14 protein-coding genes and 1 pseudogene are annotated in these 14,533 nt (G+C 66.0%); 10 read left to right on the top strand and 5 right to left on the bottom strand.

From position 1 onward, the window contains the following. From B384_RS0106910 to B384_RS0106900, 3 genes and pseudogenes are all read left to right on the top strand, one after another. Positions 1-348: pseudogene (locus B384_RS0106910) on the top strand (3-oxoadipyl-CoA thiolase); the annotation flags it as partial. Continuing rightward, a complete protein-coding gene (locus B384_RS0106905; RefSeq protein WP_019482388.1) occupies positions 348-1,091 on the top strand; it encodes an enoyl-CoA hydratase/isomerase family protein in 744 nt (247 codons plus the stop codon). The pseudogene B384_RS0106910 and the gene B384_RS0106905, both read left to right, overlap by 1 nt. Further along, entirely contained in the window at positions 1,088-1,963 is an 876-nt protein-coding gene (locus B384_RS0106900) for a 3-hydroxyacyl-CoA dehydrogenase family protein (RefSeq protein WP_019482387.1), read from the top strand. Before B384_RS0106905 ends, B384_RS0106900 begins: the two co-directional genes overlap by 4 nt. Before the next feature lie 43 nt (positions 1,964-2,006). On the opposite strand, the gene B384_RS0106895 is transcribed toward B384_RS0106900, so the two are convergent. Next, complete coding sequence (locus B384_RS0106895) at positions 2,007-2,882, bottom strand: SGNH/GDSL hydrolase family protein (protein WP_156809004.1); 876 nt, start codon at positions 2,880-2,882, stop codon at positions 2,007-2,009. Positions 2,883-2,972: 90 nt separating this feature from the next. Between B384_RS0106895 and B384_RS18070 the strand changes: the two genes are divergently transcribed. Beyond that, positions 2,973-3,734 (top strand): tyrosine-protein phosphatase, encoded by a 762-nt coding sequence (locus B384_RS18070; protein ID WP_050994872.1) that lies wholly within the window; start codon positions 2,973-2,975, stop codon positions 3,732-3,734. Here B384_RS18070 and B384_RS0106885 read toward each other — a convergent pair. Then, on the bottom strand, positions 3,731-4,081 hold the full coding sequence (locus B384_RS0106885) for a PaaI family thioesterase (protein WP_083850861.1): 351 nt from the start codon (positions 4,079-4,081) through the stop codon (positions 3,731-3,733). The two genes, B384_RS18070 and B384_RS0106885, sit on opposite strands and share 4 nt — an antisense overlap. 176 nt (positions 4,082-4,257) lie before the next feature. On the opposite strand from B384_RS0106885, the gene paaZ reads away from it, so the two are divergent. Continuing rightward, a complete protein-coding gene (paaZ, locus tag B384_RS0106880) occupies positions 4,258-6,345 on the top strand; it encodes a phenylacetic acid degradation bifunctional protein PaaZ (protein ID WP_019482383.1) in 2,088 nt (695 codons plus the stop codon). 94 nt (positions 6,346-6,439) lie between these two features. Here the strand turns inward: paaZ and B384_RS0106875 are convergent, their stop codons facing one another. Genes B384_RS0106875 through B384_RS18065 form a run of 3 tightly spaced genes read right to left on the bottom strand, consistent with a single transcriptional unit; the run spans position 6,440 to position 8,858 of the window. Beyond that, the gene (locus B384_RS0106875) at positions 6,440-7,045 is read right to left on the bottom strand and encodes a TetR/AcrR family transcriptional regulator (protein ID WP_019482382.1); all 606 of its coding nucleotides are present in this window, start codon (positions 7,043-7,045) and stop codon (positions 6,440-6,442) included. Then, complete coding sequence (paaK, locus tag B384_RS0106870) at positions 7,045-8,382, bottom strand: phenylacetate--CoA ligase PaaK (protein WP_019482381.1); 1,338 nt, start codon at positions 8,380-8,382, stop codon at positions 7,045-7,047. Before paaK ends, B384_RS0106875 begins: the two co-directional genes overlap by 1 nt. Next, complete coding sequence (locus B384_RS18065) at positions 8,379-8,858, bottom strand: hotdog fold thioesterase (protein ID WP_019482380.1); 480 nt, start codon at positions 8,856-8,858, stop codon at positions 8,379-8,381. The genes paaK and B384_RS18065 overlap by 4 nt, the downstream gene beginning before the upstream one ends. 311 nt (positions 8,859-9,169) lie before the next feature. On the opposite strand from B384_RS18065, the gene B384_RS0106860 reads away from it, so the two are divergent. From B384_RS0106860 to B384_RS18060, 5 genes are all read left to right on the top strand, one after another. Then, entirely contained in the window at positions 9,170-10,501 is a 1,332-nt protein-coding gene (locus B384_RS0106860) for an ABC transporter substrate-binding protein (protein ID WP_443110853.1), read from the top strand. 4 nt (positions 10,502-10,505) lie between these two features. Continuing rightward, positions 10,506-11,489, top strand: a complete 984-nt coding sequence (locus tag B384_RS0106855; RefSeq protein WP_019482378.1) for a carbohydrate ABC transporter permease — start codon at positions 10,506-10,508, stop codon at positions 11,487-11,489. Continuing rightward, positions 11,486-12,400 (top strand): carbohydrate ABC transporter permease, encoded by a 915-nt coding sequence (locus B384_RS0106850; protein ID WP_019482377.1) that lies wholly within the window; start codon positions 11,486-11,488, stop codon positions 12,398-12,400. The genes B384_RS0106855 and B384_RS0106850 overlap by 4 nt, the downstream gene beginning before the upstream one ends. Further along, on the top strand, positions 12,397-13,896 hold the full coding sequence (locus B384_RS0106845) for a GH1 family beta-glucosidase (RefSeq protein ID WP_019482376.1): 1,500 nt from the start codon (positions 12,397-12,399) through the stop codon (positions 13,894-13,896). Before B384_RS0106850 ends, B384_RS0106845 begins: the two co-directional genes overlap by 4 nt. Before the next feature lie 38 nt (positions 13,897-13,934). Then, a partial coding sequence (locus B384_RS18060; protein ID WP_019482375.1) for a LacI family DNA-binding transcriptional regulator occupies positions 13,935-14,533 on the top strand: 599 nt, incomplete at its 3' end.

The following is a 14,533-nucleotide window of genomic DNA, read 5'->3' as shown; positions in this document are numbered from 1 at the left end:
GGCGTCCCGCCGGCCATCATGGGCATCGGCCCGGTTCCGGCCACGCAAAAGGTACTCCAGCGCACCGGGCTGAGCATCAGCGATCTGACCTCCGTCGAACTCAACGAGGCCTTCGCCACCCAGTCCATCGCCTGCATCCGCCGGCTCGGACTCGATGAGGAACTGGTGAACCGCGACGGCGGTGCTATCGCTCTCGGCCACCCCCTCGGATCGTCGGGGTCCCGGCTCGCGATCACGCTGCTCGGCCGCCTGGAACGCGAGGCACGCGGTGAGGGCCGGGCGATCGGGCTGGCCACCATGTGCGTCGGTGTGGGGCAGGGCACCGCCATGCTGCTTGAGCGCGTCTGATGGACCAGTTCACCACGCTGCGGGTCACTGACGACGGCGACCGCCTCACCGTCCAACTGCACCGCCCCGAGGTCCGTAACGCCATCGACCAGACGATGGTCGATGAACTGCATGCTGTGTGTGAGGCGCTGGAGAAGCGGCCGCGGATCCTCATCCTCACGGGAAGTAACGGCGTGTTCGCCTCAGGCGCCGACATCGCCCAGCTGCGGGAACGACGCCGGGACGATGCGCTCGCCGGGATCAACTCCACCCTCTTTGCCCGCATTGCCCGGCTCCCCCTGCCGGTCATCGCCGTGTTGGACGGGTATGCCCTCGGCGGAGGCGCCGAGTTGGCCTACGCCGCTGACTTCAGGATCGGCACGCCCAGCCTGAAGCTCGGTAACCCTGAAACCGGCCTCGGGATTCTGGCTGCCGCGGGCGCCACCTGGCGGCTCCGGGAACTGGTCGGCGAGCCACTGGCGAAAGAAATCCTCCTCGCCGGGCGGATCCTGGGCGCCGATGAGGCCCTCGCTGCCAGGCTGATCACCGAAATCCACGAACCCGAGGCCCTCCTCGCGGGCGCCAATGCGCTCGCCGACCGGATTGCACGGCAGGACCCACTGGCCGTCCGCATCACCAAATCCGTGTTCCACGCCCCGCCCGAGGCACACCCGGTCATTGACCAGTTAGCCCAGGGCATCCTGTTTGAATCCGAGGCGAAGTTCGACCGGATGCAGGCATTCCTCGACAGGAAGAAAAAATGACTACAGCAATCCCCAGCGCAGCCCGCATCCCCGACATCGTTGGCGTCCTGGGTGGCGGCCGGATGGGCGCGGGCATCGCGCACGCCTTCTGCACAGCGGGTGCCTCCGTTGTCGTCGTCGAGCGCGACGACGACGCCGCCGAGGCGGCACGGCAGCGTGTCCTCGACGCACTCGGCAAAAGCGTGCAGCGCGGGACCACATCGGAGGATCTCCAGACACTCTCGGCACGGGTTTCCGTATCGGTTGACTACGCGGCGTTCGAAACCTGCGGGCTGGTGGTGGAAGCGGTCCCCGAGGACGCCGAGCTGAAGGCAGCCGCCCTCACAGCGGTCGAGGAACGGTTGACGTCCAACGCATGGCTGGCGACCAACACCTCGTCCCTGTCGGTGAGCTCGCTGGCCGGTAAGCTCCAACGGCCGGAGCGGTTCTGCGGGCTGCACTTCTTCAACCCGGTGCCCGCCTCAACGCTGATCGAGGTGGTCCTGGCCCAGCAGACCTCCGACGAGCTCGCCGACGCAGCGCGCGGCTGGGTGGAACTGCTCGGGAAAACCCCGGTGGTCGTCAAGGATGCGCCCGGCTTCGCCAGTTCCCGGTTGGGCGTCGCAATCGCCCTCGAGGCGATGCGGATGGTCGAGGAGGGTGTCGCCTCGGCCGAAGACATCGACACCGCCATGGTGCTGGGCTACAAACACCCGGTGGGTCCACTGCGTACCACCGACCTGGTGGGCCTGGATGTCCGGCTCGGCATCGCTGAATATCTCGAATCAACCCTGGGGGAACGCTTCGCGCCGCCGCAACTACTGCGGGACAAGGTGGCCCGCGGCGAGCTCGGCCGGAAGTCAGGTAAAGGGTTCTTCGACTGGACCGAGTGAGCCGGAACCGGTCGAGGAACACCCCTCCGCCGGTGCCCCGGCGCTACCGCCACAGAGTATTCAGGTTCACTGCGCTGCGGATCGCCTTGAAATAACCGGACTCGTACCCCTTGGCATTCGGGTGCAGGTCGTCGATGGCGGTGAACCCGGTATACGTGATCCACGGATCCCTGGTGCCAATACCGTGGCCAGTGAACCTCTTCACCACGTCCACATACTGCAGTCCGTTGGCTTCGGCGTTTTGCTTGATGACCGCGTTGAGCGCATCGGTGCCGTCATTGAACAACTGCTGCGCCTCGGTACTGAGCAGTACCTCCGATTCGGACTTTGGCGAGAACAGGTGCGGGTACCCGGTGACCACAATTGTGGCGTTCGGCGCGGCAGTGCGCAGCTCCCCGTACAGGTCATCGAGTGCCGCGGCCAGGCTGGTCTGCGCCTGGACCGTGCGGCCGTCGATTACCATTTGGCAGATTTCGAGTACCTGCGTGGCACACGCCCCCACTACGCCCCCAAAATCCAGGTCGTTGCCGCCCGCCGACACCGTGACGAGGTCCGTCTCAGCACCGATCAGCTCGTTGAAAACGAGTCCTGCCAGCTGCTCAGGGACGTCGGGTACCGCATCGGTGGGGTTTGCTGCGGCCTTCGCCCCGGAACAGGTGGCGTTGTAGGTCAACTCGATTTTGCGTTGCTCGTCGAGGAGCCACGGCAGTCCCAGAGGTGACTGCCCGCACGCATTGGCGTAGAAGCCCGCGCCGAACCCGGCAGCGTAGGAATCGCCCAGGGCCACATAGTCGGCCGGGACCGGGGGGCCCTGGGTATGAGCGGCGGCGGGACCCGCGATCGTGCTGGCCAACAGGCCGACCGATAGCGCCGCACCAGCGGCAGAACGTCCGAACAGGGAGTGACGGGGAGTTTTCATGGCTGAAAGATACACCTGCAGTAGCTTTCTGGAAACAGGCCAGGAAAGAAGCCTGCACCCGGACTGGCCGCAAATTGTTAGAGTGTGGTCATGACCTCCCAGCCGGGCCACACCGCTGATCCTGCCGCGGCCGAAGCCCGTGCCGTCCGGTGGGACGGCGCCGTCAACGCCCGGGATCTCGGCGGTCTCGGCGGGGTAATCCTACCCGGCCGCATGTACCGGATGGGGCGGCACGAATGGCTTTCCTCAACCGGCTGGCGACAGGCGTACGACGACGGCGTCCGCACCGTGGTCGACCTGCGCAACCCCGGCGAGTTCGGACGGCGCCCCGGTGACCCGGCTGTCGCTGCTGACAGTCTGACCCGCTTCACGATCGTGAACCGTCCCACCGAGGACCCGTCCGACGCCGACTTCATGGAACTGGTTGGGCCGTACCTGAGCTCGCCGGAGCACTACCGGGAGAACCTGCGACGCTGGCCCGAGAAGATCGCCGCCGCGGTGCAGACAGTGATCGATGCACCCGACGGCGGCGTGATCATCCACTGCTCAGCTGGCCGGGACCGCACCGGCATGGTGACAGCCGTCATGCTGTCGGCGGCGGGCGTATCCGCCGATGAGATCGTGCAGGACTATGCCCTGGGAGTCCGCGGAATCAACCAGTTCTTCGCGACGCAGGAGACGCCGAAGGAGCCGCCGGCGTCCAAAGACGAACTGCAGAAGCGGCTGGACCGTTCCGCAACGCACCTGCATCAGCTGCTCTCCCAACTCGACGCGGCCCAGTACCTCCTGGACGCCGGCCTGACCCCGTCGGCAGTGGCAGCGTTGAGGAACCGGTTGACCTCGGGCGCCTAGCGGCGGTCGATGATCAGATTGGTGATCCGCAGGCTGCACAGCCGCGCGCCGTCGTCGTTGGTCAGCACCACCTCGTGGGTGGTGAGGGTGCCGCCCAGATGGATGGGGGTCGCTGTGATGGTGACCAGTCCTTCGCGGGCGGACTTGTGATGGGTGGCCGACACGTCGACGCCGACGGCGGTCTTTCCCATGGTGCTGGCGTGGATGACTGCCGCCCAGGACCCCACAGCCTCGCCGACGGCGAGCGACGCGCCGCCGTGCAAAAGCCCGAAGGACTGCCGGTTGCCTGCCACCGGCATGGTGGCGACCACCCGCTCAACCGACTGCTCGAGGATTTTCACGCCCATCTTCTCGTCGAGTTCGCCGAGCTGGATCTGCCAGGTCTGGTGAGTCACCGAAGGGCTCCTTTGAGGGATGTGGAAAGGCCAGTTAATGTACGCTGGACATATTACCGAACGTCCGTTCAGTTATCCTCCTCACGGAGGGCGGGCGCCGCTACCCACAGGTGAAAGGCAAGTCGACGATGACTTCAACAGCCGTACGCGTGCAGACAGTTCCCAGCTTCATCGAGGATGCCTGGTGGACGCCAGACGCTACCTCCCTGACAGAACGCAACAGCGCCGAAGTCCGGGACGCGAGCACCGGTGAGACGCTGGCGGTGGTCAGCACCGAGGGACTCGACGTCGCCCGGGTAGTCGACTATGCCCGGACCACCGGGCAGCAGACCCTCGGCAAGTTCACCTTCCACCAGCGCGCACTGATGCTCAAGGCGCTGGCTCAGTTCCTCAACGACCAGCGCACCTCGCTGTATGAACTGTCGGCCCGGACCGGTGCGACGAAAATCGATTCCATGGTCGACATCGACGGCGGAATCGGGGTGCTCTTCACCTTCGGATCGAAGGGCCGCCGCGAGCTGCCCAACTCCAACGTCGTGGTGGATGGGCCGCCGGAAACCCTCTCGAAGGACGGCACCTTCCTCGGCGAACACATTTACACGCGCATCCCGGGCGCGGCCGTGCAAATCAACGCCTTCAACTTCCCAGTCTGGGGCATGCTCGAGAAGCTGGCTCCGGCCTTCCTGGCCGGCGTTCCCACCATCGTCAAACCGGCGACACCAACCGGGTACCTGACCGCCGCCGTCGTGAAATTCATCATCGAGTCCAACATCCTCCCGCAGGGCGCGCTGCAGCTGATTTCCGGATCCGCCCGGGACCTGCTCGACTACCTGGACTACCGGGATCTGGTCTCGTTCACGGGGTCGGCGTCGACCGCCAACAAGCTGAAGTCCCACGACAACGTGGTGCACGGCGGCGTCCGCTTCACCTCCGAAACCGATTCGCTCAACGCGGCCATCCTGGGCGAGGACGCCGTCCCGGGCACCCCCGAGTTTGACGCCTTCATTAAATCCCTCGTCACCGAGATTACGGTCAAGGCCGGGCAGAAGTGCACGAGCATCCGCCGCACCATCGTGCCCAAGACCCTGGTGAACGACGTCGTCGCCGCCGCCCGGGACCGCATCGAACAGCGCATCGTGCTCGGCGACCCGCGTGCCGAGGGCGTCACGATGGGCGCCCTGGCCTCCCTGGACCAGCTCAGGGATGTCCGCTCCGCCGTCGAAACCATGATCGCCGCGGGCGGGGAGCTCGCCTACGGCACGCTCGACGCGCCCCGTGTCACCCGCGCCGACGGCACCGTGGACACCGCCGTCGAGGGCGCCTTCATGTCCCCGGTACTGCTGACCTGGGAGAACGCCGAAGCCATCGAGCTGCACACGGTTGAAGCGTTCGGCCCGGTCGCTTCGGTCATCGGGTACGACGACGCCGCGCACGCCGTGCGGCTCGCCGCCCTGGGCGCCGGATCACTCGTGGCGACGGTTTGCACCAACGACCCCGCCGTGGCCCGGGAGCTGGTTCTTGGCATCGCCGCCCACCACGGGCGCGTGCTGATGCTCAACCGGGAAGACGCCCGCAGCTCCACCGGGCACGGCTCNNCGCCCGTGCCGCACCTGGTCCACGGCGGTCCGGGCCGCGCCGGCGGTGGCGAGGAACTCGGCGGCATCCGCTCGGTGCTGCACCACATGCAGCGCACGGCCATCCAGGGCTCCCCGAACATGCTCACCGCGGTCACCGGGGTCTGGCATACCGGTGCTGAGCGCCGGTTTGACGGCACCCACCCGTTCCGGAAGGATCTTGCCGCCCTGCAGATTGGCGACGCCATCCGCTCGGACCTGCGGCAGGTAACCCTTGAGGACATCACCGCGTTCGCCAATACCACCGGGGACACCTTCTACGCGCACACCAACGAGGAAGCCGCAGCCGCGAACCCGTTCTTCCCGGGCATCGTGGCACACGGCTACCTGCTGTTGTCCTGGGGTGCGGGGCTGTTCGTCGATCCCGCTCCGGGGCCGGTCCTCGCGAACTACGGGCTGGAGAACCTGCGGTTCATCACCCCGGTCGCTGCCGGGGACTCCATCCGGGTCACCCTGACGGCCAAGCGGATTACCCCGCGCGAGGACGAAGAATACGGGGAAGTGGCCTGGGATGCTGTGCTGCACAACCAGGATGACGAGGTCGTCGCGACCTACGACGTCCTGACCCTCGTCGAGAAGTAGGCCGAGCCGAGCCCTCCGCCGAGCGGTCAGCTCCGGTGGGTGCGGAGTGCCCTCCCGCCACAGCTGGCGGGAGGGCTGTTGCGGGGTGTGCGGGCTAGGAGCGGTGGAGTCCGTCGAAGACCATGGTGATGACGTCGTCGGCCAGCTTCTCGGGCGACACGGCACCGCCGGGTTTGTACCACTCGACAATCGAGTTGATCGTGCCGAACAGCAGGCGGGTGGTGGTGCGCGGGTCGATGTCGGACCGCAGGGAACCCTCGGTCCGTGCCGCGTCGACCAGCGCCGCCACCTGCCGGTCAAAGGCACGACGGCGCTCCAGCGCGCCCCGCTCCACCTCCGTGTTCCCGCGCAGCCGCAGCAGCAGGGTGACGAAGGGGAGCCGCTCGATCAGGACGGCGATGGTGCCCCGCAGTACGAACTCCAGCCGGGCATCGGCCTTGCCCGAGGTCGCTGCGGGATCGGTCAGCACCGCCTCCAGCCCGCCCAGCGCATGATCCAACGCCAGACGCAGCAGGTCCCCTTTGGAAGGGACGTGATGGTAAATGGCTGACTTGCTGATCCCCAGGTTTTCGGCGAGGACGCCCATCGATGTGGCTTCGTATCCGTGCCGGTTGAACACGTCGACGGCGATGGTGAGGACAGCCTGCTGGTCATAGCCGGGCCGGCCGCGCCGGTTGGCCGCCGGGGGAGCGGTTGGCATCAGGCGCCGGCCTTGGGCCGCAGGTCGTAGATCCGCCGGAGTTTGCCGCTGGACCGGGCGAGCGAACCGGGCTCGGCGATGGTGACGGCGCAGCTGGAGCCGATGTGAATCTTGATCTGTTCGCTGAGGGTGCTGGCAGCGGTTTCGGCGTCGTGCGCCGAGACTCCCTCACGCGGCTCGATCTTGACGGTCATCGCATCCATCCGCTGGCCTTCAGGCCGCGTGATTTCCAACTGGAAGTGCGGACTGAGCGCTGGGATGCGCAGTGCGATTTCCTCGATCTGGGTGGGGAAAAGGTTGACCCCGCGGAGGATGATCATGTCGTCGCTGCGTCCGGTGATGCGGCCCATCCGGCGCATCCCGGGCCGTGCGGTGCCGGGCAGCAGCCGGGTCAGGTCGTGGGTGCGGTACCTGATGATGGGCAGGGCCTCCTTGGTGAGGGAGGTGAAGACCAGCTCGCCGTGTTCGCCGTCGTTGAGCACGTTGTCGGTGAACGGGTCGATGATCTCGGGGCGGAAATGGTCTTCCCAGATGTGGGAGCCGTCCTTGCTCTCGACACATTCGCCTGCCACGCCCGGGCCCATCACCTCGGACAGGCCGTAGATGTCGCAGGCGTCGAACCCCATCCGGTTCTCCAGTTCGTGGCGCATCTCCTCGGTCCAGGGCTCAGCGCCGAGCACGGCCGTCTTCAGCGAGGTGCTCGCGGGGTCGATGCCCGCGGCTGCCATGGCGTCGAGGATGGTGAGTAGGTAGGTGGGGGTGGCGAGGATGGCGTCCGGCTCGAAGTCCTTGATGAGCTGGACCTGGCGTTCGGTCTGCCCACCCGAAATGGGGATGACGGTGCAGCCGAGTTTTTCGGCACCGAAGTGGGCGCCGAGGCCGCCGGTGAAGAGCCCGTAACCGTAGGCGTTGTGCACCTTGTCGCCCTTCTTGACCCCTGATGCCCGCAGGGACCGCGCCACGAGGGTGGCCCAGCGGTCCAGGTCGCCAGCAGTGTAGCCGACCACTGTGGGCCGCCCTGTGGTGCCTGACGACGCGTGGATGCGTGCCACCTGGGGCTGTGGGAGGGCAAACATGCCGAACGGGTAGGTGCGCCGCAGGTCCTCCTTGGTGGTGTACGGGAAGAGCGACAAATCGCTGAGTTCTTTAAGATCCGTCGGGTGAACCCCTGCCGCATCGAACTTGTCCTTGTACAACTGGACCCTGTCGTAGGCATACTGCACAGTGTGCTGGAGCCTGGTCAGCTGCAGGGCTTCGATCTGGTCCCTCGACATCAGTTCCTCGGTGTCAAGGGTTGAGGGATCGGCGGCTGAGGCCTTGAGTGCCGTGCTGGTCATGGGAGGCTCTTTTCTGTGGTGGTGACAGCGGCGCTGCTGGGCTTGGCGAGCTGGGGATTGGGGATGGTCCGGGAACGGCCACGGAACTCGGCAATCGCCCGGGTACCGTTCTCGTTTTCCGCGGAGATGGAAATGTCGTAGAGGCCGCTACGCCCGGCTGAGGCGCGCCGGTCAGCGGTGGCGGTCAGCAGATCCCCGGGATGGGCCGAGGCCAGGAAGGTGACGTCCGCGCCCGAGGCGACGGTAATGGTGTCCGTTTCACCGATGGGGTTGCAGGCCAGGGCGAAGGCCGAGTCGGCGAGGGCAAAGACCATCCCGCCGTGGGCGATGCCAAACCCGTTGAGCATGTCGGGGCGAAGGCGCATGGTGATGATCGCGTGGCCATCGGCCAGGTCGACGACGTCGATGCCTAACCAGCGGGAGGCATGATCCTGCTCGAGGATAGGATGCGTGTGTCGGGCACCGGTGTCCGCCATTGGAACCTCACTGTTTTGACCGGACAAGCTGACCGGTCTGGTTATTAGTGACCGAATGGTCATTAGGTAATTCACTTAGGTAATACCGGCAGGCGGCGCGGTGTCAAGCGATGGTCCAGCGCCTAAGACCTTCCCCTAGCCCTTTGAGGGCCACCTCGGAGATAACGATTGCATTACGGCCGTTCGTGCCGCGGGCCCCTGACTAGGTGCGATGGTGACGGAGCAGTCGTATTTAGAGGCCGTGGAAGCGCTCCCACTTGACATGAGACGCAGGTCACTCAAGGATGATTCCAGAGCGTGAGAGCGCTCCCATGACGATTCAGGTCATCACCCGACAAAGGAGTCACCCCGTGCACAATCGAGCAAGATTCACCGCGCTATCAGCCAGCGCAGTTTGCCTAGCCCTCGCCGTCTCAGCCTGCGGTTCCAATTCAGCCCCGGCGGGCAATATCGACGACGCTACCGGCGAGTCAGACGTCACTCTCACCGTTGCCACCTTCAACGAGTTCGGGTACGAAGACCTCTTCACCGAATACGAAGAACTCAACGACAACGTGACCATCGAACACAAGAAGGCGGCCACCTCCAACGAGGCCCGCGACAACCTCACCACCCGGCTGGCCGCAGGGTCGGGACTCTCCGACATCGAAGCGATCGAGGTTGACTGGTTGGCGGAGCTGATGGAATTCCCCGACCAGTTCGCTGACCTCGCCGACCCTGCGGTCGACGGCCGCTGGCTGGACTGGAAGACCGAGGCCGCCACCACCCCGGATGGCAAGCTCATCGGCTACGGCACCGATGTGGGCCCCCAGGGTGTCTGCTACCGGGCCGACCTCTTTGAGGACGCTGGCCTGCCCACCGACCGGGACGAAGTCGCTGCGCTACTGGGCGGCACCTGGGACAGCTACTTTGAGGCTGGACGGGACTTCGTCGCCGCCAGCGACGGTGTCGCCTGGTTCGATTCAGCCGGAGCCACGTACCAGGGCATGATCAACCAGGTTGAGAATGCCTACGAAAATGAGGACGGCACGGTCATCGCCGCCGATAATGCCGAGGTCAAGGAAATCTACGAGACCGTGGTCGCTGCCTCGGTGGATGACAACCTCTCGGCGCATCTGGGCCAGTGGAGCGAAGACTGGACGGCGGGATTCCAGTCCGATGCGTTTGCCACCATGCTGTGCCCCGGCTGGATGCTCGGTGTCATTGAGGGCAACGCCGAAGGCGTCGAAGGATGGGACATTGCCAATGTCTTCCCCGGCGGTGGCGGCAACTGGGGCGGGTCCTACCTGACGGTCCCCGTGCAGGGCGAAAATCAGGCCGAAGCCAAGAAGCTCGCCGACTGGCTCACCGCACCCGAACAGCAGATCAAGGCATTCAACGCGAAGGGCACGTTCCCCAGCCAGGTCGAGGCACTGGAAAGCACCGACCTGCTGGACGCGACCAACGAGTTCTTCAACGACGCACCCACCGGGGAGATCCTCGCCGAGCGGGCGCTGGCCGTGGACGTCACCCCCTTCAAGGGACCGAAGTACTTCCCCATCAACGATGCGATGCAGCAGGCCCTGACCCGTGTCGACGTCGACCAGACCGACGACGTCGCCTCCTCCTGGGACAAGTTCGTCACCGCGGTCAACGCGCTCTGACACCATGGCCGTCACCGACCGGGCGCTGAAACCAGCCCCACCCCGGCGCCCGCCGTCGTCCAAAAAGGTTCGACGGATCACTTTCTCCCATCGGCTGTCCCGCTGGGATGTGAAGTTTTCCCCGTACCTCTACATCTCGCCGTTCTTCCTCCTGTTCGCCATCACCGGCCTGTTTCCCCTGGGATACACGGCCTGGGTTTCCATCCACAACTGGAACCTGATCGGCGGCCAGGGGGAGTTCGCGGGGCTGGAGAACTACACGTTCATCCTGTCCCAGCCGTTCTTCTGGAACGCTGTGGGCAACACGTTCAGCATCTTCCTGCTCTCCTCAGTGCCACAGGTGGTGGCGGCAATCGTCATCGCCGCCTTCCTCGACGCGAACCTGCGGGCGAAAACCTTCTGGCGGATGGGGGTACTGGTTCCATTCGTCGTCGCACCGGTGGCTGTGGGCCTGATCTTCAACAACCTGTTCGCCGACCAGTTCGGCTTGGTCAACGAGATTCTCAGGTCGCTCGGCTTCGAGGGCGTGCGCTGGCACTCCGATCCGACGGCCAGCCACATGGCCATCGCCACTATGGTGAATTTCCGCTGGATCGGCTACAACACGCTGATCTTCCTGGCGGCCATGCAGGCCATTCCGCGGGACGTTTACGAATCGGCGGCCATCGACGGGGCGGGCCGGCTCCGCCAGTTCTTCTCGCTCACCGTGCCGATGCTGAGGCCCACGGTCATCTTCGTGGTGATCACCTCGACCATCGGCGGACTTCAGATCTTCGACGAGCCGCGGGTGTTCGACCAGTACGGGTTGGGTGGAGCCGACCGGCAATGGCAGACCCTCACGATGTACATCTGGGAACTGGGGTGGGGCCAACGCAACTTCGGACGCGCCTCGGCCGTCGCCTGGCTGCTGTTCCTGATCATCGTGTTGATTGCAGTCCTGAACTTTTTCATCACCCGGCGCATCGCCAACCAGGGAGGCACCAAGTGAGCTCCATCCCCTTGACCGCACAAACGGCAGGAAAGGGGGCAGCACGCGCTGCGTCCCGCCGGGGCAACCGACGTCGTCGGAAAGGCCCGGGCGGAACCGGGCGGCGCCCCGGGTTCCTCACCTACGGGTTCCTCGGCGCCGTCCTGCTCGGTTCGCTGTTCCCGCTCTACTGGTCCTACCTGGTCGGCAGCCACGACAGTACCGTGTTGTCCCGCGGGATCCCCCTGCTGCCGGGCGGTAACTTCCTGGCCAACGCGGCGCAGGTGCTGGACAGCATTCCCTTCTGGACAGCGCTCGGGAACTCGTTGCTGGTCTCCAGCGTGACCGCGTTCTCGGTGGTCTTTTTCTCGACGCTGGCCGGTTTCGCCTTCGCCAAACTGAAGTTCAAGGGCAGCAAGTGGCTGCTGGTGTTTGTGATCGCCACCATGGCGGTCCCCACCCAGCTCGGCGTGGTGCCCCTGTTCATTGTGATGTCCAGGTTTGGCTGGACCGGGTCCCTGTGGGCGGTGATCATCCCGGCCCTCGTGACGGCGTTCGGTGTGTTCTGGATGACCCAGTACATCCGGGACGCACTGCCCGATGAGCTGATCGAGGCGGTGCGGGTCGACGGGGCGTCGATGATCAGGGCGTTCTGGCACGTGGGGCTCCCGGCCGCTCGGCCAGCCGCCGCCATGCTGGCCCTCTTCACCTTCATGGCCACCTGGACCAACTTCTTCTGGCCATTCATCGTGCTCGACCCCAGCAATCCCACTCTTCCGGTGGCACTGCAGCTACTCCAGGCAGCCCACTTCGTTGACTACTCTGTGGTTCTCGCCGGTGCAGTGCTTTCGACCATCCCTCTCCTGCTGGTATTCGTTCTCGCAGGACGCCAACTCGTTTCAGGAATCATGCAAGGAGCAGTCAAAGGATGACCAACACAGACATCACCTTTCCGGAGGGATTCCTCTGGGGTGCGGCCACGGCGGCCTACCAGATTGAAGGGGCAGCCCACGAGGACGGCCGGCAGGATTCCATCTGGGACGTGTTCTCCCGGGAGCCCGGAGCGGTTGCCGATGCGCACAACGGTGACATCGCCTGCGACCACTACCACCGCTCAGCCGACGACGTGGCGTTGATGAAACTGCTCAACCTGCAGGCCTACCGCTTCTCCACTTCCTGGGCCCGGTGCATGCCGGACGGCGTGACGCCGAACATCGAGGGCATCGAGTTCTACTCCCGCCTGGTGGATCAGCTGGTCGCCGCCGGCATCAAGCCCTGGCTGACCCTCTATCACTGGGACCTGCCGCAGGCGCTGGAGGAGCAGGGCGGCTGGGCCAACCGCGACACCGCCTACCGGTTCGCCGAGTATGCAGCAGTGCTGCATGAAGCCCTCGGCGACCGGGTCCGCATCTGGACCACCCTGAACGAGCCGTGGTGTTCAGCGTTCCTCGGGTACGCGGCGGGGATTCACGCGCCCGGCAGGCAGGACCCCCGCGCCGCGCTCGCCGCAGCGCACCACCTGCTCCTCGGCCACGGGCTGGCGGCGCAGGAGCTGCGCCGGCGTGACCCGGCAGCGCAGCTGGGGCTGACGCTCAACCTCACCGTCCCGGATCCGGTCGACCCGGACAGCGACGCCGATGTCGACGCCGCCCGCCGCATCGACGGCCAGTTCAACCGGATCTTCCTCGATCCGGTGTTCAGGGGCCAGTACCCCCAGGACGTGCTCGACGACGTCCGCCACCTTGGCCTGGAGGAGTTCATCCACGACGGCGACCTGGCCATCATCTCCGAGCCTCTTGACCTGCTGGGCGTGAACTATTATCACGGCGAGGCGGTGACGACGTCGGTCGATCCTGCCAACGACGACGGCGGGCACGCCCCGCAGGGCCGACCGGTCGCGTCGCCGTATGTCGCAGCCGACGGGGTACGGTCCGCACCGCGCGGCCTCCCGGTTACCGGGATGGGCTGGGAGGTGCAGCCCGACGGCCTGCGCCGGCTGCTGGTCCGCATCCACGAGGAGTACACCGGGCTGGCGGGCATCCCCGTCTACGTCACCGAAAACGGTGCTGCCTACGATGACGTGCCTGACGGGTCGGGGTTCGTTGACGACCAAGACCGGCTGGCCTACTTCGACAGTCATCTGAGGGCGGTCCGGGCAGCGATCGACGACGGCGCCGACGTGCGCGGCTACCTCGCGTGGTCCTTCCTGGACAACTTCGAATGGGCGTGGGGCTATCACCAGCGCTTCGGTCTGGTCCGGGTGGACTATGACACTCAGCAGCGGACTCCGAAGGCCAGCGCCCTCTGGTATGCCCGGGCCGCCGCGGCCAACGCGCTGCGGACCCCCGGACCGGTGCACCAGGTGGGACCCGGCCCCGCGGAGGCGGTGACTGGCCCGGGGGACACCGTGCTGGCCACCAGCAGGTAGGCCCCGCTGGCAGGTCATCGTGTCGTATTCTCTAGGTGATGAATGATCAGCAACCACGGGCCGGGCGTCCCGGACTCGCCCACCCGCCGGGAGCGAAATACAGCCCCACCCTGGAGGACCTGGCGGCGGCGGCCGGCGTGTCCCGGTCGACGGCGTCGCGTGCCATCAACGGGGGCAGCCGGGTGAGCCCGGAGGCGCAGGCTGCGGTGGACGCCGCCGTCGTCGCCCTCGCCTACACGCCCAACCGTGCGGCACGGTCACTGGTCACCCGGCGTACCGCGTCGATAGCGCTGGTCATTCCTGAACCGGACATGCGCGTCATGATGGACCCCTTCTTCGCCATGGTCATCACCGGCGTCACCGAGTCGCTGCGGGAAACCGATGTGCAGCTGGTCCTGCTCATGTCCCGCAGCAACGATGCGGCGCGGACCGTGCGCTACCTGCGGGGCGGGCACGTGGATGGGGCCATCGTGGTGTCGCACCACCAGGGGGACACCTGGGTGGGGCCGCTGGCGGAGAGTGGCCTGCCCATCATCTTCATCGGCAGGCCCTGGCAGAGCCAGCACGGACTGACGTACGTCGACACCGACAACTATGGTGGCGGCACCCAGGCAGCGCAGCACCTGCTCGCCGCGGG

The sequence above is a fragment of the Arthrobacter sp. TB 23 genome (assembly GCF_000294595.1).
Lineage (GTDB): Bacteria > Actinomycetota > Actinomycetes > Actinomycetales > Micrococcaceae > Arthrobacter_D.
Note: the sequence above shows the minus strand (reverse complement) of the source record. Positions and strands in the feature narration are given on the sequence as shown.

What these genes read in the sequence shown, in the direction of transcription:
- B384_RS0106905 (WP_019482388.1), top strand. Translation starts at nt 348, where the DNA reads ATGGACCAGTTCACCACGCTGCGGGTCACTGACGACGGCGACCGCCTC.
- B384_RS0106900 (WP_019482387.1), top strand. Translation starts at nt 1,088, where the DNA reads ATGACTACAGCAATCCCCAGCGCAGCCCGCATCCCCGACATCGTTGGC.
- B384_RS0106895 (WP_156809004.1), bottom strand. Translation starts at nt 2,882, where the DNA reads ATGAAAACTCCCCGTCACTCCCTGTTCGGACGTTCTGCCGCTGGTGCG.
- B384_RS18070 (WP_050994872.1), top strand. Translation starts at nt 2,973, where the DNA reads ATGACCTCCCAGCCGGGCCACACCGCTGATCCTGCCGCGGCCGAAGCC.
- B384_RS0106885 (WP_083850861.1), bottom strand. Translation starts at nt 4,081, where the DNA reads ATGGGCGTGAAAATCCTCGAGCAGTCGGTTGAGCGGGTGGTCGCCACC.
- B384_RS0106875 (WP_019482382.1), bottom strand. Translation starts at nt 7,045, where the DNA reads ATGCCAACCGCTCCCCCGGCGGCCAACCGGCGCGGCCGGCCCGGCTAT.
- paaK (WP_019482381.1), bottom strand. Translation starts at nt 8,382, where the DNA reads ATGACCAGCACGGCACTCAAGGCCTCAGCCGCCGATCCCTCAACCCTT.
- B384_RS18065 (WP_019482380.1), bottom strand. Translation starts at nt 8,858, where the DNA reads ATGGCGGACACCGGTGCCCGACACACGCATCCTATCCTCGAGCAGGAT.
- B384_RS0106860 (WP_443110853.1), top strand. Translation starts at nt 9,170, where the DNA reads ATGACGATTCAGGTCATCACCCGACAAAGGAGTCACCCCGTGCACAAT.
- B384_RS0106855 (WP_019482378.1), top strand. Translation starts at nt 10,506, where the DNA reads ATGGCCGTCACCGACCGGGCGCTGAAACCAGCCCCACCCCGGCGCCCG.
- B384_RS0106845 (WP_019482376.1), top strand. Translation starts at nt 12,397, where the DNA reads ATGACCAACACAGACATCACCTTTCCGGAGGGATTCCTCTGGGGTGCG.